Below are 21,344 nucleotides of genomic sequence, written 5' to 3' on the forward strand. Positions count from 1 at the left end.
GGTCAAGTCGACACGCTCTTCGTCGACTTGACCTCACCCCTCAGGTGTGGCCCGCTCTTGGTGCGGCTCGTGATGGGACCCCACCGCCACCGCAACACTCAACTCAACAGGCAGCCGCTCTACGCAACAGGCGTGCCATCAACCTGCCCCCAGCGCTACCCCCATTTCAGATTGCCGGGGGTCTGGGGGCAGAGCCCCCAGGGGAAGCACGCAACCGCAACCAGGCCGCCCGCAACAGCAACCGCACGCAAAAGCCGCCGTCAGCCACCCAAAATATGCCGCAACTGCCCCAAAAGATCAGACCGCGAAGTAGACCCCAACCGCTGCCTCATCCGAGCCATGTGATGCTCAACAGTCTTGGCGGAGATGAACAACCGATCCCCGACCTGCCGATAAGTCATCCCCTCCAACACCAACTGAGCCACCTCCCGCTCCCGATCACTCAACTTCCCGGCATCCTCGACCACAACAACATCAGCAGCCTCAGCCCCCCGCCGGGCAGAAACCGGCCGCCCCTGCAACAACCGCGCACAGTCCAGCAACCGAACCATCGCCTGCCGATCAGAAGTCCGGATAGCGGCCTGCCCGGCCAACCGCGAGGCGTCCCACCACAACCCGACCGCATGCAAGCTGCGAGCAGCCTCCTCGACACGATCCGCGTCGACCTTCCCAGCGACAACGTCCAACCAGCACTCAGCAGCAGAAGAGAGAATCAGGCAGTACCGACTCCGCTCCCGCCAAGCAGCCAGCGCACCAGCGTGTTCCTCAGCCGCCGCAGAGTTCTCGTCGATGATCGCCGCATGCAGCAGGCTCCAATGCAACTGCGCGGCCCACAACGGCGGATTCCCAAGAGAACGCAACAAGGCTGAGGCCTGCGCAAGGTGCGGCGCCAACCGCTCCTGATCCCGCAACCGAGCCGCGGCCGCCGCGAACTCCCCCAACGGCAACAGGCTGAACAGGTCCACCGGGTGCCGGAGCACGGCCTCGCAGGCCTGCTCCCACGTCCGGCGCAGGGTGGCCAGGTCGGAGTTGCGGCGAGCGACACCGACCTCAAGTGCCACCGCGAAGATCCAGTCCCGAGGCTCGAAAGCTCCCCGGACGGACATCAACGTCTCGCGCGCCACGGCCAGGTTGCCGCGCAGCATGTGCAGCCAGGCCTGCAACAAACGGTGCCGCACGGACATCAGCACGCCGCCGGTACCGGTCTCCACCGCGCGGTCCAGCACGGACTCGGCCACGTTCGGCTCACCGCAGTGCACGGCGACCAAGGCCGCAAGAGCAGCCGGGCTGTCTGGCAAGAGAACAGCACCACGAGCGGGTTCCAGCAGAGAAGACGCACGGACCAAAGTGGACAGTGCGTCGGTCTCCGTGCCGGCCACCGACTGCCGGACTCCCTGCAGCATCAACGATGCCGCGCCGCCGAGCATCGTCGGGGGCTGCGGAGGAGTCTCCTCGTACAGGTGGCCGGTGCCGATCAGACCGATGCCGGCGAAGGCCGCGGCATAGGGAGTGGCGGCCCACCGGAACAGTTCGGTGCTGCGCGCCAGTTGGCCGCGGTGGGCCAGGGCAACGGCGGCCACCTCGGCGGCGGTTCGGCGGTGGGGCGAGTCGGAGGCGCTGATGACCTGGTCCGCGAGGCGCAACGAACCGTCGAGATCGCCGGCCATGGCCGACGCCGTGGCCCAGGAGGCAGCGGTTTCCGCCGACGGCGTTCCGCCGCCGGTGGAGGCCTTGAACAGCTGGGCTGCGAGAGCCGGGTCGGAAGGCAGGGCCTCGCGGGCGGCCGCTACGAACACGGGGCCGCCGATGCCGGTGTCCAGCAGAGGGCGCACGAGGTCCAGGACCGGACCGCCGCGTTCCAGTTGCAGCAACGCGAGCTTCTGACGGACGGCGATGCGGCGTTCGGCGCGGGTCAGTGAGCCGACTGCGCGCAGGGCCAGCGGGACCAGTGTGCCGTCCTCGGCGAGCATGCCGGTGGCGCGGGCGGCCTCGATGATGTCGCTGACCTCGTCGAAGTCCTTGTCCAGCAACGAGGACAGCAGGTCGAGCCGTTGGCCCGAGCCGGCCTCGGCTGCGAGCAGGAACTTCTGCAGGTCCGGGTCCAGCCAGTCGAGCTCGGCGCGGAAGGCGCTCAGCACCTCAAGAGAAACCTCGGACACGGGGCCAAGGCGCTCCACGAACCGTGGCACGCCACCGCTCTGTGCGTACACGAAGTCGGCAACGGGCTTGCCGGCGTTCAGCAGTTCGCGCACCTGGTCGCGGGTCAGCGGCGCCAACGGCACCACGACGGCGCCCTGGGTCAGTTCGGCCAGCACCGCCCGGCGTGGCCAGGGGCGGTAGGCGAGCACCAGAAGTGGTTCGGAGGCAAGTGCGCGCAACGAAGCATCGTCCAGCAGGTGCGCGTCGTCCACCACGCGCACGGCCGTGTTGGTGATCTCCGAAAGCAGCGCTGTCTTGCCGTAACCACCAGGTGCCGCGACGACGACGCGCAGGCGGGTGCCGGCGTCGGCGTCGTTGATCCGGTCCAGGACGCTCCGCACGGGGGCGTCCAGCACCAACCTGTCTCGCGTGGTCACGCTCAACGGCCGTCCTCATCATCGTCTCGGGATCGGGAGCCGGAACCGGAGCGCCGTCCGGCGGGCTTGAGCACGCTCGTGACGCGCTTCACCCGCCTCGGCGGCAGTTCCAGCGGGGACACGTCCACCGGGGGGCGGGGCGGTGGCGCGGAGAACTCGTCGTCGTCGTCGGGGCTCGGGACCTCGCCGACGGGGAAGCGCAACGACGCTTCGCGGGTGTGCACCAGGACCGAGGTCTCGAACGGTTCCGGCTCGACCTCGGGACCCAGCAGGACCAGGCGTGCGGCTACGGCGAGGCCCTTGGCGACCGAGTGTTCGGGGGCGCCCTCGGCGAGCACGCGGCAGTCGACCGTCGAGGACAGCGCGTCGCCGATCACGGTCATCCGGCAACCGCCGCCGACGAGCAGCACGGCGTCGGGCTGGGCCGGTCCCACCGCGCGGACGAAGGTGCCCACCAGGTGGTCGACGGACGGCCGGACCTCGTCGACGAACTCGTCGCGCGTGATCTCCACGCCGCTGACCACCACGGACTGGCCGGTCGGGCCGAACGCCCGCTTCGCCGCCTCGCACTCGGCGGCCGACACGGGGGCGTCCTTGCCGAGCCGCCCTCGCACCAGCCCCAGCAGCAGGTCGTCGAAGTCGCCGCCGGTCTGGTGGTCGACGCCCTCGACGTGGTTGACCAGCTCGAACGTCCGGTTCTGCGCACGACGGACGACCGATGCGGAGAACGCGTGGCTGCCCAGCGAGAACACCGCCAACGTCGCGTCGGGCACCACCCGTGCGCGCACGGCGTGGTTCTCGGCGGCCGCCAACGGCTCGGAGACGAGCGTCACGTCGTGCAGGCCGACGGCCCGCAACGCCGCGTAGAGCTGCCCACGGCGATAGGGGCCCCACCCGGCCGGGTGGCTCACGGCCAGGTGACGGGGCTTCTCACCCTCTCGGGCGACCACCTCACCAACGGCCCACATGACCAGCAGCGCGGTGAGCTCCTCGGCCGGGCACATCTCCGGGCCCAGCGAGAACGGCACCGCGTCGCCGACCCGGCGGGCGAAGCCGGAGGCCGTCCAGCCGGGCACACCGCGCTCGCCGACCGTGAACGTGCCCGCGTCCGTGAGCTGCAGCAACGACGGCACGACGAGGGCGATCTCGGCATCCCGGGCACCGTCGAGGCGGCACACGGCAGCCGTCGTCCGGGTTGTCCCGACATCGACTCCGAGTACGTACGCCAAGTCCCTACCTCACCTGTTCGCAGCAGCGAGCAGTACCTACACGGGTGAACGAGAGACGCTCAAGCGAGGCCCCTAATCCCCTAGGGGGTCAACGACCGTCACCCCATTGGGGAACGGGGATTCACTGGGAGTGATCCCCGATGCAGGTGACGGCCTCGCTCTCATAGCTTTCGAGCCGCACACCCCCGACACAGCCACGTGCCCAAACAGGAGTTCCTTCGATGATCCAGCCCACGACGCTCCACGACTTCGTGCTGAACCTCCTCAGCGACCCCGCCCTGAAGACCGCGTTCGCGAACGACGCCCAGGGCACCCTGGAGCAGGCCGGGCTGGCCGACATCACGGCAGTCGACGTGCAGGAAGTCATCCCGCTGGTGCTCGACCTGGTCCCCGCTGTCGACGGTCTGCCCACCCTCGAAAGCCTCGACCTGAACCTGCCGGCCGACGACCTGCTCGCCGAAGGCCCGCTCGGCGCCATCAGCCAGCTGCAGGCCGTCGCGTCGCAGCTGACCTCGTCGGGCGTGAGCCTCAGCGACATCCACACCTCCTCCGCGGGTGTGCTCGCCGCCGACGCGGACGGCCTCAGCCTCCTCCTCGGCACCAACACCCTGGGCGACGTCACGTCGGCCGGCCTGGGCCTCGGCGGCGACTTCTCCGTCGTCGGCGACGTGACCTCGGTCCTCGACCAGACCACGTCCCCGCTGACCGGCACCGTCCTCGACGTGGCCGACACCGCCACCGCGACCGTCGACGCGCCGCTGGACGGCGTCACCTCCTCCGTCTCCGGTGTCGACGGCGTGCTCGGCCAGCTCAGCGGCACCACGGGTCTCGCCCACGACGCCCTCGGCGTGCTGGGTGGCGGCGACCTGAACCTGGGCGTGCTGAACACCAGCGGCCTGGGCGACCTCGCCGACGGCAACTTCACCGCGCAGTCGAACGACACCATCGCGGTCGTCGAGCACACCGCGACCAACGCCGTCGGCACGGCGACCGGTGTCGTCGGTTCCGTGACCGGCCTGGCCGGCGACACCGCGGGTGTCGGCAACGTGCTCGGCACCGTCACCGACGCGACCCACAGCCTCCCGGTCGTCGGCGACCTGGACCTGGGCCTGCTCGGCTGAGCCATCCTCCCAACGCGGACCGGCCCTGTCTTCAGTGGACAGGGCCGGTTCGTCGTCTCGGCTGACAAAAAGATCAAGACGGTTCACGTCCCGTTCGGTGAGCAACGTCACGGTCCTCCCGATCAGCCCCACCTGGCAGAACAAAACCTGTATTGCATCCGAGGCTTTCACCCAAGGGGGTGAACACGGCACTATGAGTCAGGTGATGGCACCGCCCTGGCTCGACGTGCTCGACGAGACGATCGGGGCCTGCGTCACGCACCGGAGGCCCGACCTGGAGGCCCGGCTGCGGGAGAAGCGGGCACAGCAACTGGATCCCAAGTTGCGCGTTCTCGTCGTCGGCGAGTCCAAACAAGGCAAGAGCCAGCTCGTCAACGCGTTGCTCAACGCCCCCGTCTGCGCGGTGGGCGACGACATCACGACGACTGTGCCGACCTTCGTCCAGCACGCCGACACGCCGTCGGCGGCGCTGGTCCGCAACGCGTCCGCGGGCGGGTCGATCTTCCACACCCCGACCGAGCGCATCGCCGTCCCGATCGACCAGGTGACGAAACAGGCCGCCGCGCAGCACGTCGTGCGCGCCGAGATCGGCATCCCGCGCGCGTTGCTCGACAGCGGCCTGGTCCTGATCGACACGCCTGGCGTCGGCGACACCCGCTCCGCACACACCGCCAGCACGTTCGCGACGCTGATGCAGGCGGACGCCGTGCTGCTGGTGTCCGACGCGACGGGCGAGCTGACGTCGGCCGAGATGACGCTGCTCAAGAAGGTCATGGAGGCCTGCCCGAACGTCACGGTGGTCGTCACCAAGATCGACCTCGTGCCGAGCTGGCGCAGCGTCGTGGAACGCAACCGGGCGCTGCTGGCCCGCGCGGGCGTCCGCGCGAAGCTCATCCCCGTGTCGAGTGCGCTGCGGCTGCGCGCCGCGAAGTCCGGCGACCAGCGCCTCAACGCCGAGTCGGGCTTCCCCGAACTGGTGGCGTGCGTGCAGAGCGACATCGTGGCGAGCGCGGACCTCTTGGCCCGCCGCGCCGTCGCCGTGGTGGCGTCGAGCGCGCTCACCCAGCTCGTCACGCCGTTGCGCGAGGAGCTGACGGCCCACGACTCGTCGCACACGGTCGCCACGATCTCGACGCTGCAGGAGGCCCAGCGGCGCGTCGACGAGCTGCGGCGGCGGTCCGCGCGCTGGCAGAACGTGCTCAACGACGAGATGGCCGATCTGATCTCCGACGTCGAGTACGACCTGCGCGACAGGACCCGCAAGATCCTGCGCGAGGTCGACAAGACCTACGACGAGGCCGACCCCGCGATCGGCTGGGACAAGTTCGAGCAGTGGCTGGAGGACAACCTCAACGAGGCCGCCACCACGAACTTCGCCTGGCTGATGGAACGCGCGGAGTGGGTGGCCGCGAAGGTCGCGCGCAACTTCCCCGTCTACCGCGAGGACCTGATCCCCGGCTCGGTGCTGCCGGACGACCTGCTGGAGCCGGCGAGCAAGCTGGAGAAGCCGAAGATCGAGCCGTTCTCGGTGCCGCAGAAGCTCTTCACGGGCCTGCGCGGCTCCTACGGCGGCGTGCTGATGTTCGGTCTGGTCACGTCGCTCGCGGGCATGCCGCTGATCAACGTGATCTCGCTCGGCGCCGGCGCGCTGTTCGGCGGGAAGTCCATTCTGGACGAGTCGGACCAACGGCTGAAGCGCCGCCAGGCCGCCGCGAAGGCCGCCGCTCAACGGCACGTGGACGACTTCTTCGTGAAGTTCTCCAAGGACGTCCGCGACTCCGGGCGCCACATCCAGCGCTCGCTGCGCAACCACTTCAGCACTCTCGCCGAGGAGCTGCAGGAGACGTTGCTGGAGTCGGCCCGCAGCGCCAAGCGCGCGGTGCAGGACGACCAGACCGAACGCGAGCGCAGGATGCGCGAAGGCCGCAAGGAGCTGGACAAGCTCGTCACGCTCTACAAGAGGGTTCAGGCACTCGGGGGTCCCGCCATGGAGCTCACCGCGTGACCTTGGACCGCGTCGTCTGGTCGATGCTGCAGGAGGCACTGGGCGTCTACCGCGACAGCCCCCGCGCCACGGCCTGGCTGCGCTCGCACGTCGAGCGCTACACCGAACCCGTGCGGATCGCGGTGGCCGGTCGGTCGCGGATCGGCAAGTCCACTGTGGTCAACGCGTTGATCGGTGACGAGTTCACGCCGCAGGCCTCGTTCGTCTGGTACCGCGGCGGAACCGAGCCGCGGGCGCACGTCTTCACCGGCCCTGGACGCCCGCACGAGCTCGCGCTCGGCAGGCGCGGCCACCGCCACCACGTCGAGGCGGGCCAGTTCGACCGCGCCGACCGGGTCGTCGTGGACTGGCCGGCGCGCACGCTGCGCGACGTCGTGCTGATCGACACCCCGTCCGAGGCCACGCCCGAACAGGTGCTCGGGGACGCGGACGCGTTGCTGTACCTGATGAGGCACGTGCAGGACGAGGACCTGAAGTTCCTGCAGTCCGCCAACGACCACCCGATCGCCCGCACCGCCGCGGTGCACACGGTCGCGGTGCTGGCGCGGGCCGACGAGATCGGCGCCGGACGGATCGACGCGCTGTCGTCGGCCAAGCAGATCGCGCGCCGCTACCGCCGCGACCCGGCCGTGGAACCGTTGTGCCAGAACGTGGTCTCGGTCGCCGGACTGCTGGCGGTGGCCGCGAAGACGTTGCGGGAGGACGAGTTCGCGGCGCTGCGGGTGCTGTCGGGGCTGGGCCGCGAGGAGCTGGAGGACCACCTGCTGTCGGCGGACCGGTTCGTCGGCGCGGAGTTCCCGCTGACGATGGAACCCGCTGTGCGGCAGGCGTTGCTGGAGCGGTTCGGGATCTTCGGCGTCCGGCTGATCACCGCGTTGATCAGGCAGGGCTTCGACTCCCAGGTGAAGCTGACCGGGCAGCTGGTGCAGCGCAGCGGGCTCGGCGAGCTGCGCGACTCGATCGCCGTCCACTTCGTCGAACGCCGTGAGGTGCTGAAGGCGCGTTCGGCGTTGCTGGCGCTCGACGTGCTGTTCCGGATGGAGCCGCGGCAGAACGCCCGCAAGCTGATGGCCGACCTCGAACGGGTCGTCGCCTCCGCGCACGACTTCCGCGAGCTCAGGCTGATCGCCGCACTGCAGTCAGGACGCACGAAGCTGCCCGGTGAGCTGCAGACCGAGGCGCTGCGACTCGTCGGCGCGGAGGGCGTGGCTCCGGCGGCACGACTCGGGTTCGAGTACGAGGCCGACGCCCGTGAGCTGCGCGAGGCGTTGCTCGACGCGCTGCTGCGGTGGCAGGCGCAGGCCTCCGACGTGCACGCGCCCCACGCGCAGCGCCAAGCCGCCCAGATCGTGGTGCGCACGTGCGAAGGGCTACTCCCCCAGTTCAGCTGAGGCACGATGGGCCCATGGAACTCGTGCGGTGGGAGCCCGAGCACTTCGGCTACATGCTGCGGTGGGCGTCCGATCCCCGGATGACGGCCCACGTCGGCAACGGCATGCCCTGGACGCCGGACTACGTGACCGAACGCCACGAGCAGGCGCTGAAGCACTGGGAGGTCCACGGTTTCGGCCTGCACCTGGTGGTCGAGGACGGCGTGGGCATCGGGCTGGGGCAGATGCTCGACGGCGACCTGGGCGTCATCGAGATCGGCTACTGGATCGACCCCGCCTGGTGGGGGCGCGGGATCGCCACGCTCGTCGCGGCGGAGCTGCGGGACAAGGCGCTCGCCATCGCCGACCGGGTCGTCGCCGGCCACCAGGCGGAGAACCGCGCGTCCGGGCGCGTGCTGGAGAAGGCGGGGCTGACCTACTTCACCAGCAGGTACCGCGGCGGAAGACTGGAGCACCACTACGCGTTGCAGCGAGGCATGAGCGACACCGGAGTACTGCGCTACAGCGCGTTCACGAAGGACCCGGCGGGCGGCAACCCGGCCGGTGTGGTGCTCGACGCGAGCGACCTGACCGACGACGAGATGCTCGCCATCGCCGCTCGGGTCGGCTACTCGGAGACGGCGTTCGTGCTGCCGCGCGCCGAGGAGCGGGCGTTCGACGTCCGGTACTTCAGCCCCAAGGCCGAGGTGCCGTTCTGCGGGCACGCCACGATCGCCACGGCGGTCGCCCTGGCCGAGCGGATCGGCGACGGGCCGCTGACGTTCTGGACGCCGGCCGGGGAGATCCGGATCGAGACCTCCGGTGGTACGGCGTCGTTGACGAGCGTGCCGACCTCCACGGCCGTTGCCGATCCCGCACTGGTGTCCGCCGCGCTGGAGGCGTTGGGGTACGCGGAGATCGGGGCCGGGCCGGTGCACGTCGGGTTCGGTGGGGCTCGGCACTTGCTGATCCCGCTGAAGGATCGTGCGCAGTTGGCGTCGCTGTCGTACGACTTCGACGCGTTGCGCGATCTGATGCTGGCGCACGATCTGACGACGGTGCACCTGTTCTGGCGTGAGTCGGCGGAGGTCGTGCACGCGCGGGACCCGTTCCCGGTCGGTGGCGTCGTGGAGGACGCGGCCACCGGCGCTGCCGCCGCTGCCTTCGGCGGTTATCTGCGTGATCTCGAAGGGCCCCAGCGGTTCGTGATCCTGCAGGGCGAGGACATGGGGCGGCCGTCACGGCTGGAGGTCGACGCCACCCGCGAGGACCGGCGGGTGACCGTGACCGGAGCCGCGGTCGTGATCCCTCAGATCCCTTGAGGCTCGACGCTGCTGCCGCAGAGCGCAGGGTGTGCTGCGGCAGCAGCGTCGAACCGAGGGGTGCGCACCCTCCCGCGCCGGACCCGTGGGCGCTGCCGCAAGCGCCGGGCCGGAAGATCGATCGAAGTCACTATGCCCCGATCGAAGGGTGGCGGCGCATTCAGAAGGGGGATAGAAGGTCTTTATGCCCGAGTTGGAGCTCCGTCACCTCCGCGCGGTACGAACCATCGCCGAGGAAGGCAGCGTCACCAGGGCCGCGACGCGGCTCGGACTCACCCAGCCCGCCCTGTCCGCGCAGCTGCGCACGGTGGAGAGGCTGGTCGGCGGTCAGCTGTTCGACCGGACGCGCAACGGTTGCGTCCCAACGGACCTGGGCCGTCGTGTGCTGGGAACGGCGCGGCTGGTGCTCGACGAGATGGCGCAGCTGATGAGCACGACACCGGTCGCGGACCGGCGAGGGCCGTTGATCTTCGGGTGCATCCCGATCCTGTACTTCGCCCGGCTCGTGGAGGGGTTGCGGGCGCTCAACGCCGACGTGCGGGCGGAGGTCCGGCCGTCGTCCGCCGAGATCGTGGACATGCTGGAGGGCGGGCAGGTCCACGTGGCGTTGTTCGAGTTCTTCGACGGGATGCACGCCAGGGACCTGGCGGGGATCGAGCTGCGGAAGCTCGTGACCGAGCCTGCTTTCGTGGCGTTGTCGGAGACCGATCCGCTGGCCGGCTTCGAGGAGGTCGACCTGGCCGAGCTCGCCGACCGGGACTGGGTCACGCCGCCCAAGCAGCACATCGGCAGCCGGACGCAGATGTTCCAGGTCTGCGCGGACGCCGGGTTCGTGCCTCGGCTCACGCATCACACCGGTGAGGCGAGCATGGCTCGCGGACTGGTGGCCGGCGGCTGTGTCTCGTTCGCCGCCGCGCCCTCCAGGACCGGGGAGGGGATCGTGATCCGGCGGTTGCGGGGGATGCCCTTGATGACCGACATCTTCGTGGCCACTCGCCGGGACTCACCGGTGGCCGGGCGGGCGCACGAGGTGTTCGCCTGTGCGGCTGAGGCCTACCGGTCCGTGCTGGACCGGAACCCGGAGTACCGGAAGTGGTGGGACGCGCATCCCGAGGCGCATCCCGAGTTCCATTGAGTCAACGGGAAGGCCGGGCTAACGAACGCCCGGCCGTGCCCCGCACCTGGTCCCTCAGCCCACCTCGATCGGCGTCGACGGGCGACCCAGCAGCTTCTCCAGGTCCGGGCGGACCTCGGCGAACACGCCCTCGCGGATCGCCTTGAAGAAGTCCACGAAGAGCGCCGGGACGCCTGCCGCGATCAGGTCCTCGTCGCTGACGTCCTGGTACTTGTCGCCCGCGAGTTCGGGGAACGACCAGGTCGTCGAGCCGGTGAGCTCGTACACGGCGTTCTCGTGGCCAGGGGTGGTGAGGGCCACGGCTGCCGCCTGGGCGAAGTCGTCCCTGGACGCGCTGGCCACCCGGCCGTCCTTCGTGGAGATCGCGACGGTGTCTCCGGCGAGGACGCCCAGGTAGTTCTCGTGGTACATGCCGTTGCGCAGGAACGTGAAGGGGATGCCGGTGGCGCGGATGGCCTCCTCGGTGGCCCTGTGGACCACGGCCACGCCCACCGTCGAGGTGTCGGCGTCGGTGATGCTCGTGTAGAAGATGTGGCCCACGCCGTGCTCCACGGCCTTGGCGATGGCGTTCTCGTGCTGCTGGATCCGGGTGTCGGTGTCGGGGGCCTCGCCGGACACGATCAGGAGCTTGTCCGCGCCCCGGAAGTCGAGGGTGTCGGGCTGTTCGAAGTCGCCCTGGCGGACCTCGATGCCGGTGGTGGTGAACTTCTGCGGGTTCCTGACCGACACGACGACCTGCTCGTCCGTGCGGGCTTGGACGTGGCGGAGGACTGCGCTGCCGAGCTGGCCGGTTGCTCCGGTGATGAGGATCGTCATGCGGCTAACGTAGGAAAAGCGCTAACCTTTCGTAAGTACCCACTTTGAAGTCGGGTACTTACGCGGAGGTGAGCATGCAGGTCACGATATGTCCCGAGCGGGCGACCATGGAGCACGTCACCAGCCGGTGGGGTGTGCTGGTCCTGCAGGCGCTGTCCAACGGGGAGGCCTGGCGGTTCAGCGAGCTGCGGCGTGAGCTGGAGCTGGCCAGCGAGAAGATGCTCACGCAGACGTTGCGGACGCTGGAGCGGGACGGGTTCGTGCACCGGGAGGTCTACCCGGTCATCCCGCCGCACGTCGAGTACGCGCTGACGCCCCTCGGAAAGGGGGCCGCCGGACACCTGGTGGCGCTCGCCTCGTGGATCGCGGACAACCAGCCCGAGGTCACCCAGGCGCAGGCCGACTATGACGCCTCCTGAGGTTCGCCGGAGCTGACGCGAACAGACATCGGGTTATTCACCCGGTTGCGCAGTGAAGGTGCTCACTCGCAGGCGTGGATCTCAGGACATAGATCGGATGGGTCACGATTAGGGGGCGCGATCGAAGGCCTTGGACTGGCAAGATGTACCAATGGCCCAACCGTTCACCGACGAAAGCCATCCGGCGGAGCCCTATCCGGGCACTCGTCCAGACCACTGTTTCGTCCACGTGGACGAAACAGGCTGGCCAGTGCGACCGGACCTCACGATGGAGTCGGGATGGCGTGTTGAGCCGGAGAACATCGATCTAGACCAATGGCTCGCGAACCACGGTGAGCCTCCCCTGGCGGGCCGAATGCCGGTGCTCGGCTACGGTTCGAACGCCAATCCGAGCAAGCTGACCTGGCTCCGCGAGGAGCTCGGTCTCGAAGGCCCCGCTGTCGTGCTCCGCGCACGGTGCGAGGGCCTTGCTGCTGTCTGGGCCGCGGGTCTGCGCATGCGCGACGGGCAGCGGCCGGCGACGCTCGCGGGCGCGCCCGGCGTCACCGAGGAGCACTCAATCTGGTTCGCCACGCCCGATCAGTTGCGCGTGCTGGACCGGTGCGAGGGGCGCGGGCTGCGCTATCGGCTCGTGCGCGTGCACACGGGACGTGTGGTGCTTTACAACGGTGGCGTCATCGACAGCGTTCTGGCGTACACGGCGGGGTCCAAGAAGCGGATGCCCGTGCTCTTCAACGACCGCATGGTCCGGTGCGCGGACGTCTCGCAGCGAGGCGCTCGCATCCTGGGCGAGAGGCCTGCGATGAGCGACGGACTGGACGTGACCGAGATCCACGGCGAGCCGTCCGCGGACGACTGGCCGGAGCTGCTGTTCGTCTACGGCACGCTCCAGCCGGGCGCAAGCGCTTGGCACCTGATGGAACCGCACGTCGTGGAGTCCGAGGAGACCCACCTGCCCGGCACACTGTTCGACACGGGCATGGGTTACCCCGCGCTGCGTCCCGGCGCAGGGCTCGGCGTGCCGGGCTTCGTGCTGCGGCTCCGCTCGCCCGAGGACGCGCTGCCGGCGCTCGACGAGTACGAGGGCGACGACTACCGCCGCGTGCGGGTCGTGCTGCCCGACGGGCGGATCGCGTGGACGTACATCTGGACCGCGGCCCTGGAGGGCATGGCGGAGCTTCCGGACGGATGGGACGTCCACCAGATCCGGTGAATCTCCGGCACGTTGTGTGGGTTGATCGGGAATTGGGCACATCCTTCGGTGGTAGGAGGTGCACCCATGACTCGACGGTTGATCGCTTGCGGACTGCTGGTGCTCGCTTCCGTGACGGCTTGCGGGACGAGAACGCCTGACAACGCGTCGCAAACGCTGCCGACGGCTCCGTCGACACCCTCGTCGACCGCTTCGTCCGCCCCGGCCACGCCCTCGTCGGAGGACCGCGGCGCGGCCCCCGCAGGCGTGCAGCGTTGCGGCCCGGACGCGTTGAAGGGCGAGATCACGCCCACGGACGCCGGCGCGGGCAACAGGTACGGCAAGTTCGTGGTGACGAACAGCGGAAGCGCGCCGTGCACGCTCAACGGCTACAGCGGTTTCCAGCTGGAGAACGGCTCCGGCGCGGTGCCGACCAAGCTGGAGCGCAAGGCCGACCCCGGCCCCGCCGCCCTCACGCTCGCGCCGGGCGGCAAGGCGTCCGCGAACCTGCACTGGAGCGTCGTGCCCGCGGGCAGCGAACCGGTGGAGGGCACGTGCCAGCCGGAGCCGTCGAAGGTGGCGGCGATCCCACCCAACGAGACGGTGCCGCTCAGCGTGCCGTGGACGCTGGGTCCCGTGTGTTCCGGTGGCCGGATCGAGATCAGCGCCTTCTACGCTTCGTAAATGCACGTACCTGGATGGCTCGCCGTGCTCCCGCACGGCGAGCGCATCGCCTTCTGCCTGCGCACCGCCGGCGTTCCCGTCGTGCGCACGGAGAAGATCAACGAGGCGGTGGAGGCCGCGGAGCTGCCGGTCGTCCTGATTGGACACTTCACCGGCGCTCCGGCCGCGGTCCGTTACGCCCAAACGCATTCCGGGCTCGCGGCGCTGGTCCTCGTCTCACCGGTGCTCGGCATGTGGGACGGCGCGTCGAACGAGCTCGCCGACCTGATGGACGAGGTGAGCTTCGGGCCGGCGCTCGGCGACCTGCCGACGTTGTGGGTGCACGGGTCGGACGACGAGATCGTGCCGATCGCGGACACGCGGGCGGGCACGGACCGGATCCGCGGGTCGGCGTTCGAGGAGCACGTCGCGGACGGGCTGCTGACCGATGGCGACGCCGTCACCCAGGTGCTGGAGTTCGCGCGCCGCGTCGTCTGACACCATCTCTGCTGCCATGGAACAAGACGACCTCGTGCTGCTGATCACCGTGGTGGTCGAGGCGGCGAACGAGCACCAGGCGCGTGCCGCGTGCGACGCGCTCCTCACCCGTGCCGGTGCCCAGATCGTGGACGCCCGCGACTGCTCCGACGAGGAGCCCGGCTGCTGGGCCGTGGTCATCACACGGCCGAGCACCGAGAAGGCCACCCACAACGTGTCGGCGGCGCTGGCGCGGGCCGTGCGCACCTTCGTGCGCGGACTGGGTGACGGCTTCCCGACGCCTCGGGTGGCGTGCGAACCGCCGACCGCGTGGACAGTGCTGGACGAACCGGAGCTGATCAGCGGCCTCGTGCCGGGTGCCGAACGGGTTCTGGTCGAAGTCTGGGCAGGAGATGACCCTTTCGGTGCAGGCACTCCGCGTGACATCTCGCCCAGCAAACCGTCTTGATTCACCCGGCCGGTAGGCATGAATCCACGACAGGCTGTAGGCGCCGGTGTGAGAGTTGCTACACCCGTGGACAAGGGGCCAGCGTCGGGCTGAACTGATCATTAAATCAAGGCCCGTTCGAGTGGATTCAGGCATCCACCCGGTTAGCCGATCTTCGCTCTCAACTGTGAAAATCTGGGCACAATCTCTACCAAGGGTGGTCGTCAGACCATCTTGTTCCGGAGGGTTCGGGAGCCGACATGGCCAGCATCGAAGAGGTCCGTGCCGCAATTGCCCAGGCGATCGACAAGGCTGCGCAAAGCCAGTCGGCCCTCCAACAGGCGGCTGAGCTCGCCGAGGACGCGCAGCAGCTGCTGACATCGGTCACGCAGGGCTCCGTGCAGGCGGACGTCGAGACGACGAACGCCCAGTTCGCCCAGGTCGTGTCCGGCGTGAGCGAGCTGCAGAACTACCTCGGCGCCGGCATCTCCGGGGCCGAGGGCATCAACAGCAGGCTTTGATGGCGTCCATCGGCGAGGTTCGTGCCGCGCTCGAGCAGGCGAGCGAGATCCTGCGTGAGTCGTACCGCAGTGTGCGATCAGCGCAGGAGGGCCTCGACGAGGCGGTCGCCATCCTCGCCGAGTCGAGCGAGAACCACCACGAGTCGCTGCTTCCAGTGGAGTTCGTGCGCGCGAAGGAAAGATTCCCCGATCAGCTGGAGCTGATGGTGGGAACCCTGGAGCGCATACAACAACTCACCGTGGAGCTGTGATGAGCAGGCGGGACGACCGGCGGGCGAGGGTGGAGAACGCCTTCCTGGAGTTCCAGCGCGCCGTTTCGGCCGCGCTGGGCGCCGTGGCGCGTGAACACCGGGCGCTCGCCACCGAGCACGCCAAGGACATGTTCGAGTTCACCGTGCGCGGCATGGGCGTCGACAAGGCGTTGCAGGACGTCGCGCTCAAGGACGTCACGGCGTTCCTGACGGTCGACGAGAAGCGCGTGAACAACCCGCGTCAGGCGCCGCTCTCGATGGCCCAGTTCAGGGAACGGCTCGACCAGATCGAGTACGACTGGCGGCAGTCGTTCCACGAGTGGACCAACTCCGGCCCCGCCCAGCTCACCGAACTGGTGAATTCGGTCGCCGCCGGACCGGCCTCGTGGCCGCACGAGTCGTGGCTCGGTCATCCCGGCACGCACGACGGCAGCGAGGGCGTGCCGGAGCTGTGGCGGATCGGCACCGGCGTGGTGACGTCGGCGCCGGAGGCCGCCCCGTTCCCCGTCGCGGTGCCGCTGCTGGACCAGGCGCACCTGCACATCTCGTCCACGACGGACACCCGCCAGCTCGCGGACACGCTCGTGGAGACCCTGTTGCTGCGGGTGCTGTCGCACTTCCAGCCGGGGCTCGTGCACGTGCACGTGTGGGACGTCGGCCAGCTGACCGGGTCGTTGCCGGGCCTCTACCCGCTGACCCGCGCGAACCTGCTGACGGTGCACGACCCGGCGCGGCTGCACGAGCTGCTGGACGAGCTGTCCGAGCACATCCGCCAGGTGCACACCAAGGTCCTGGTCGACGGCCACCTGACCGTGCGTTCGGTCAGCGGTGAGGGCCGGCGCACCGAACCGTGGCGGATCGCCGTGCTGTTCGGCAACCGCAAGGCGTTGAAGGAAGAACACCAGCAGCAGCTGCAACGCGTGGCGCGCAACGGTTTGGCGTGCGGTGTGCAGCTGTTCATCGTGGACATTCCCATCACGATCAACTCGCCGGTGGAGACGGTGTCGCTGCGCAGCGACGGCACCGCTTTCTGCACGATGACCGGCAAAGCCGTGAGCGTGACGCTGGATCCCGCGCTGCCGCGGACCTTGGTGCCGCGCGCGTGCGCCGCCATCGCGGAGAAGCGCGAGGAACGCCGGTCGCGCATGGGCACGTTCGGCGACCTGCTGCCGGACCGGCCGTGGACGGAGAACTCGTCCGCCGGAGTCATTGCGCCCGTTGGGTTCGACGACGGCGAACAGGTCTGCGTGCAGCTCGGCGACACCTCGCCGCACGCGTTGATCGGCGGGCCTTCGGGTTCGGGCAAGACGAACTTCCTCTACGCGATGCTCGGTTCGTTGTGCGCGCGCTACTCGCCGGACGAGCTGGAGCTCTACCTGCTGGACTTCAAGGAGGGCGTGTCGTTCGCGCAGTTCGCGCCGGGCCGCAAGGACCCGTCGTGGCTGCCGCACGCGCGCCTGGTCGGCGTGAACGTCAACACCGACCGCGAGTTCGGCGTGGCACTGCTGCGGTACCTGTCCGACGAGATGCGCCGGCGTGCGGACGCGGCCAAGCAGCACGAGGTCACCAAGCTGCAGGACCTGCGCGCGGAGGACCCGTCCGGCCGCTGGCCGCGGATCGTCGCCGTGATCGACGAGTTCCAGTACCTGTTCGGCGAACGCGACCAGGTCACCGCCGCCGCCACGCAGCTGCTGGAGGACGTGGCGCGTCGCGGCCGTTCGCAGGGCATCCACCTCGTGCTGTCGTCGCAGGACGTCTCGGGCATCGAGGGGTTCTGGGGCAAGTCGGCGATCTTCGAGCAGTTCACGGTCCGCATCGCGCTGCCCAAGGCCCGCCGGGTGCTGGCGGAGCCGCAGAACGACGCCGCCGTGGAGCTGCCGCGCTGGCACGCGGTGATCAACCACGAGTCGGGTGTGAAGCCGGGCAACGAGATCTGCCGCATCCCGGACTCGACGTCCAAGGGCACCATGGACTTCCTGCAGACGGAGCTGTGGCGCCGCGAACCCGGCCAGGCGCCGGGCCTGTTCGACGGCAGCAAGATCCCCCTGATCGACGCCGTGCCGGACTTCTCCGATCTGCGGCCCGGCGACGCGTCACCTACCGTGCTTCTGGGACAGGTGATCGACGTCGCGGGCAGCGCGGCACGGGTGCGGTTCGCCCGCACGCCGGGCCGCAACATCGCGGTGATCGGTTCCGTGGTCCAGGACGCGGCCGCCGTGCTCGGCGGAGCGGCCGCGTCACTGGGCAGGCAGCACCACCCGCACGAGGCGGTGTTCACGCTGGCCTGCCTGGTCGAGGAGGCGATGCCCTCGGCGCTGCACCTGATGAAGCGCCTCAACTCCGACGGGCACGACGCCGAGGTGATCGGCATCGACCGCATCAAGGACGTGCTGAACGAGACGGCCGCCCGGTTGCAGTCGATCAACACCGGTCAGGCCGACGCGCCGTTGAAACCGCAGTACCTGGTGCTGTACGGCGTCGACGCCGCGCAGACGTTGCTGGAGCAGAAGGATCCGACGACGCGGACGTCCGGTGTGGACAGTCTGCGGACCGTCCTCAAGCACGGCCCGGAGAACCGCACGCACGTGCTGGGCTGGTGGCGCGGCGTGCAGAGGCTGAAGGCGAGCCTCCCGCCCGGCGTCTACGACGACATCGGCGCCTGGGTGGCGTTCGACGTCCAGGGCAAGGAACTGCTGTCGCTCGGACCGGAACAGGTGATGGCGTGGTCGCCGAGGCCGCGCCGCGGACTGTTCTTCGACAGGTTCGAGCACTCGCGACCGCAAGTGATCATCCCGTTCGACACAGGAGAAGCGTGATGAACCCGATGATGACCACGATGTTCGACCCGGTCCCGTCGCAGCGTCAGAGCGAGGAGGTGATCGAGGTGCCGACGGTCTCCGCTGTCGAGCGCTACAAGGAGATCATCGCCATCGCCACGGACGCGGCTGCTCGCCAGCGCAAGCTGGACGAGGTGCGGTGCGCCGAACTCGCGCAGCGGCTCGCGTCGACCCAGCACGAGATCGCCGAGGTGCGCGATCGCGAGCGGGTCGTGCGGATGGGCGCCGCGCTGCACTGGGAGGCCGCGGTCGAGCAGCTGTGGAACGAGCGCTGGCTGCAGATGACCACGCCGCCCCGGCCCGACGAGTCCGTTCCGCCGCGCCCCCAGGGCGAGTACAACCGGGCGATGGACCTGGCGTACCAGGCGCTGGAGGACTCGCTCGCGAAGCGGACCCTGTTGCGCCGCAAGCAGAAGGACTGAGTGCGCCGCTTACGCACCACCGTCGACGTGCAGGACGCCAGCGACGACCCGTTGGTCCGCTGGGCAGCCCAGGCGCTGTCGTCGGGCGGTGCTGCCTGGGAGCACAACGGCGCCGTGGCCGTGCACGCCCCCGCCTTGACCCGGCGCCGGCGCCTGGTCCTCTCCGGCCCGGCCGAGGGCGTGGCGTCACTGCTCGCCGCACACGGCCGTGGCGTGGAGTTGCGACCGCTGCTGGAACGCCCACTGGCGCTGGAAGTCATGTCCGTCATGCCGACGCCGTGGCTGGAGGACAAGCCCTTCGGCTGGATGGACCGCTCGGGCGCGTTGGACCTGCCCGCCGAGGCGTGCTGGTTGAAGACCCCGGACGGCGTGGAGATGTTGCTGCGCGAGGCAAACCCGGACTCGTGGGCGTGGCCGGGCGAGAAGGGCGTCTGCCGCTGGGCGGGCGTGCACGTGGACGGCCAACTGGTCGCCACCGCCGCCGAGGCCTGGTCGTCCGCCGACGTCGGTTTCATGATGGGCGTGGCCGTCCACCCGTCCTGCACGGGACAGGGCCTGGGTCAGCGCATCTGCCAGTTCGTCACGTCCTCGCTGCTCACGCTGTACGGCACGTGCGCGCTCTTCGTGGAGAACTACAACGCGCCGGCCATCGCGCTGTACCGCAAGCTCGGCTTCGCCTACCGCGACGTCACCACACTCCTCCCTGCGGCCTAGCTCACAATACGGAACAGTCGCGTGTAGCAAGTGGTTGAAACGGATAACTGATCCGCGAAGCACACGAATGGAGATGGTCCGACCATGACCAGCACCGCACTCGAAGTCAGGCTCGCGTCCCGCCCGAAGGGCTGGCCGACCGAGGACACCTTCGAGGTCGCCGAGGTCGAGGTCCCCACACCGGGCGACGGCCAGATCCTGGTGCGCAACGTCTTCATGAGCGTCGACCCGTACATGCGCGGCCGGATGAACGACGTCAAGTCGTACGTGCCGCCGTTCCAGGTGGGCGCACCGCTGGAGGGCGGCGCGGTCGGTGAGGTCGTGGCCTCGAACGCCGAGGGCTTCGCGGTCGGCGACCACGTCCTGCACGGCCTGGGCTGGCGCGAGTACTCCGTCGTCAACGGCAAGCACGCGGTGAAGGTCGACGGGAACGTCGCCCCGCTCTCCACCTACCTCGGCGTCCTGGGCATGCCGGGCCTCACGGCCTACGCGGGCCTGCTCGCCACCGCCGAGTTCAAGCCCGGCGACGTCGTCTTCGTCTCCGGCGCTGCCGGTGCCGTGGGCCAGATCGTCGGCCAGATCGCCCGCCTGAAGGGTGCTTCGCGGGTCATCGGCTCCGCCGGTTCGGCCGAGAAGGTCAAGTACCTCACCGAGGAGCTGGGCTTCGACGCCGCGTTCAACTACAAGGACGGCCCCGTCGCCGAGCAGCTCGCGGCCACCGCCCCGAACGGCATCGACGTCTACTTCGACAACGTCGGCGGCGAGCACCTCGAAGCCGCGATCGCGTCGCTGAACCTGCACGGCCGGGTCGCCATCTGCGGCGCGATCGCCCAGTACAACGACACCGCGCCGCCCGCGGCCCCGCGCAACCTCGTCCAGGTCATCGCGAAGCGCCTCACCCTGCGCGGCCTGCTGGTCAGCGACCACCAGAACCTGCAGCAGCAGTTCATCAACGAGGTCGGCCCGTGGATCGCCAACGGCGACCTGAAGTACGCCGAGACGGTCGTCGACGGTGGCGCACGCCAGGCCCCGTCCGCGTTCCTCGGCATGCTCCGCGGGGACAACACCGGCAAGATGCTCGTCAAGTTCTGAGCGCCGTGAGGCCGCCCCAGGGCGGCCTCACGCAGGCTCGGAGCGGTCGGCGAGCTTGAGCCACACCACCCCGGCGATGATCACGGCGAGCCAGCCCGCCTTGGCCGGGGTGAGGGTCTCGTCGAAGAAGACAGGCCCGAGCAGCGCGGCTCCGACGGCACCGATCCCCGCCCAGACCGCGTACCCGATGCCGACCTCGATCGTGCGCAGGGCGAGGCTGAGCATCCACAGGGTGAGCAGGAAGAAGACGACGGCCACGAGCGACCACGACCAGCTCGTGAAGCCGTGACTGCCACCCACGGACAGCGCGTAACCGACCTCGAACGCTCCGGCCAGGAGCAGGGTGGCCCAGGCGGTGCTCATGCCGCACCCGCCAGCTGCAGACCGACGACCCCGCCGATGACGAGTGCGATTCCGGCGGCCTTGCGCCACGTGAGCCGCTGACCGAACACCAGCGCGCCTAGCAGCGTGATGCCGACGCCGGCGAGCGAGGTCCACAGGGCGTAGCCGACACCGACGTCGAAGGTGAGCAGGGCCAGGCTGAGGAAGTACGTGCCGAGTCCGCCGGTGACCAGGGTCGCGACGGTCCAGCCGCGGTGCCTGAAGCCTTCCGCCTTGCCGGCGCAGATCGCCACGGCCGTCTCGAAGACGACGGCGACCGCGAGGTGGAGCCAGTGCATGGAAGTCCTTTCCGAGGGCCCGCACGGGTGGGTGCGGGCGCTGCGGCAAGGGTG

Annotated in this window: 21 protein-coding genes; 16 read left to right on the forward strand and 5 right to left on the reverse strand. The window is 69.5% G+C overall.

The window, feature by feature from the left end; genetic code table 11:
• Positions 1 to 260: 260 nt before the first annotated feature.
• Together ACFWN2_RS45425 and ACFWN2_RS45430 are read right to left on the reverse strand one after the other, a co-directional pair.
• A complete protein-coding gene (locus ACFWN2_RS45425) occupies positions 261 to 2,420 on the reverse strand; it encodes a LuxR C-terminal-related transcriptional regulator (protein WP_382436960.1) in 2,160 nt (719 codons plus the stop codon).
• Between the two features lie 158 nt (positions 2,421 to 2,578).
• Positions 2,579 to 3,754 (reverse strand): Hsp70 family protein, encoded by a 1,176-nt coding sequence (locus ACFWN2_RS45430; RefSeq protein ID WP_382436961.1) that lies wholly within the window; start codon positions 3,752 to 3,754, stop codon positions 2,579 to 2,581.
• Positions 3,755 to 4,026: 272 nt separating this feature from the next.
• Here ACFWN2_RS45430 and ACFWN2_RS45435 point away from each other — a divergent pair, with 272 nt between their 5' ends.
• From ACFWN2_RS45435 to ACFWN2_RS45455, 5 genes are all read left to right on the forward strand, one after another.
• The gene (locus tag ACFWN2_RS45435; RefSeq protein WP_382436962.1) at positions 4,027 to 4,926 is read left to right on the forward strand and encodes an IniB N-terminal domain-containing protein; all 900 of its coding nucleotides are present in this window, start codon (positions 4,027 to 4,029) and stop codon (positions 4,924 to 4,926) included.
• Between the two features lie 193 nt (positions 4,927 to 5,119).
• Positions 5,120 to 6,931, forward strand: a complete 1,812-nt coding sequence (locus ACFWN2_RS45440; protein ID WP_382436963.1) for a dynamin family protein — start codon at positions 5,120 to 5,122, stop codon at positions 6,929 to 6,931.
• Positions 6,928 to 8,322: a hypothetical protein gene (locus ACFWN2_RS45445; protein ID WP_382436964.1), complete on the forward strand. Its 1,395-nt coding sequence runs from the start codon at positions 6,928 to 6,930 to the stop codon at positions 8,320 to 8,322. Before ACFWN2_RS45440 ends, ACFWN2_RS45445 begins: the two co-directional genes overlap by 4 nt.
• 14 nt (positions 8,323 to 8,336) lie before the next feature.
• Complete coding sequence (locus ACFWN2_RS45450) at positions 8,337 to 9,623, forward strand: PhzF family phenazine biosynthesis isomerase (protein ID WP_382436965.1); 1,287 nt, start codon at positions 8,337 to 8,339, stop codon at positions 9,621 to 9,623.
• Positions 9,624 to 9,807: 184 nt separating this feature from the next.
• Positions 9,808 to 10,758: a LysR substrate-binding domain-containing protein gene (locus ACFWN2_RS45455; protein WP_382436966.1), complete on the forward strand. Its 951-nt coding sequence runs from the start codon at positions 9,808 to 9,810 to the stop codon at positions 10,756 to 10,758.
• Between the two features lie 54 nt (positions 10,759 to 10,812).
• Here the strand turns inward: ACFWN2_RS45455 and ACFWN2_RS45460 are convergent, their stop codons facing one another.
• Positions 10,813 to 11,574 carry an SDR family oxidoreductase gene (locus ACFWN2_RS45460; RefSeq protein ID WP_382436967.1) on the reverse strand — a complete coding sequence of 254 codons (762 nt, stop codon included), beginning with the start codon at positions 11,572 to 11,574 and terminating at the stop codon, positions 10,813 to 10,815.
• Positions 11,575 to 11,648: 74 nt separating this feature from the next.
• Here ACFWN2_RS45460 and ACFWN2_RS45465 point away from each other — a divergent pair, with 74 nt between their 5' ends.
• From ACFWN2_RS45465 to ACFWN2_RS45515, 11 genes are all read left to right on the forward strand, one after another.
• The gene (locus ACFWN2_RS45465; RefSeq protein WP_382436968.1) at positions 11,649 to 11,993 is read left to right on the forward strand and encodes a winged helix-turn-helix transcriptional regulator; all 345 of its coding nucleotides are present in this window, start codon (positions 11,649 to 11,651) and stop codon (positions 11,991 to 11,993) included.
• A 250-nt stretch (positions 11,994 to 12,243) separates the two neighbouring features.
• Positions 12,244 to 13,206 (forward strand): gamma-glutamylcyclotransferase, encoded by a 963-nt coding sequence (locus tag ACFWN2_RS45470; protein WP_382436969.1) that lies wholly within the window; start codon positions 12,244 to 12,246, stop codon positions 13,204 to 13,206.
• A gap of 66 nt (positions 13,207 to 13,272) precedes the next feature.
• Positions 13,273 to 13,869 (forward strand): DUF4232 domain-containing protein, encoded by a 597-nt coding sequence (locus tag ACFWN2_RS45475; protein WP_382436970.1) that lies wholly within the window; start codon positions 13,273 to 13,275, stop codon positions 13,867 to 13,869.
• A complete protein-coding gene (locus ACFWN2_RS45480; RefSeq protein WP_382436971.1) occupies positions 13,870 to 14,346 on the forward strand; it encodes an alpha/beta hydrolase in 477 nt (158 codons plus the stop codon).
• A gap of 16 nt (positions 14,347 to 14,362) precedes the next feature.
• Positions 14,363 to 14,794, forward strand: coding sequence for a hypothetical protein (locus ACFWN2_RS45485; RefSeq protein WP_382436972.1), 432 nt, complete (start codon positions 14,363 to 14,365; stop codon positions 14,792 to 14,794).
• Positions 14,795 to 15,033: 239 nt separating this feature from the next.
• Positions 15,034 to 15,294 carry a hypothetical protein gene (locus ACFWN2_RS45490; RefSeq protein WP_030481403.1) on the forward strand — a complete coding sequence of 87 codons (261 nt, stop codon included), beginning with the start codon at positions 15,034 to 15,036 and terminating at the stop codon, positions 15,292 to 15,294.
• Positions 15,294 to 15,545, forward strand: coding sequence for a hypothetical protein (locus tag ACFWN2_RS45495; protein WP_382436973.1), 252 nt, complete (start codon positions 15,294 to 15,296; stop codon positions 15,543 to 15,545). The genes ACFWN2_RS45490 and ACFWN2_RS45495 overlap by 1 nt, the downstream gene beginning before the upstream one ends.
• Positions 15,545 to 18,361 (forward strand): FtsK/SpoIIIE domain-containing protein, encoded by a 2,817-nt coding sequence (locus ACFWN2_RS45500; protein ID WP_382436974.1) that lies wholly within the window; start codon positions 15,545 to 15,547, stop codon positions 18,359 to 18,361. Before ACFWN2_RS45495 ends, ACFWN2_RS45500 begins: the two co-directional genes overlap by 1 nt.
• Positions 18,361 to 18,804 (forward strand): hypothetical protein, encoded by a 444-nt coding sequence (locus ACFWN2_RS45505; RefSeq protein WP_382436975.1) that lies wholly within the window; start codon positions 18,361 to 18,363, stop codon positions 18,802 to 18,804. Before ACFWN2_RS45500 ends, ACFWN2_RS45505 begins: the two co-directional genes overlap by 1 nt.
• Positions 18,805 to 19,518, forward strand: a complete 714-nt coding sequence (locus ACFWN2_RS45510) for a GNAT family N-acetyltransferase (protein WP_382436976.1) — start codon at positions 18,805 to 18,807, stop codon at positions 19,516 to 19,518.
• A gap of 84 nt (positions 19,519 to 19,602) precedes the next feature.
• On the forward strand, positions 19,603 to 20,610 hold the full coding sequence (locus tag ACFWN2_RS45515) for an NADP-dependent oxidoreductase (protein WP_382436977.1): 1,008 nt from the start codon (positions 19,603 to 19,605) through the stop codon (positions 20,608 to 20,610).
• A gap of 27 nt (positions 20,611 to 20,637) precedes the next feature.
• Here the strand turns inward: ACFWN2_RS45515 and ACFWN2_RS45520 are convergent, their stop codons facing one another.
• Positions 20,638 to 20,973 carry a DMT family transporter gene (locus ACFWN2_RS45520; protein WP_382436978.1) on the reverse strand — a complete coding sequence of 112 codons (336 nt, stop codon included), beginning with the start codon at positions 20,971 to 20,973 and terminating at the stop codon, positions 20,638 to 20,640.
• Entirely contained in the window at positions 20,970 to 21,290 is a 321-nt protein-coding gene (locus ACFWN2_RS45525; RefSeq protein WP_382436980.1) for a DMT family transporter, read from the reverse strand. Before ACFWN2_RS45525 ends, ACFWN2_RS45520 begins: the two co-directional genes overlap by 4 nt.
• Between the last annotated feature and the right edge of the window lie 54 nt (positions 21,291 to 21,344).

The organism is Lentzea sp. NPDC058436 (assembly GCF_042721515.1).
Taxonomy (GTDB): domain Bacteria; phylum Actinomycetota; class Actinomycetes; order Mycobacteriales; family Pseudonocardiaceae; genus Lentzea.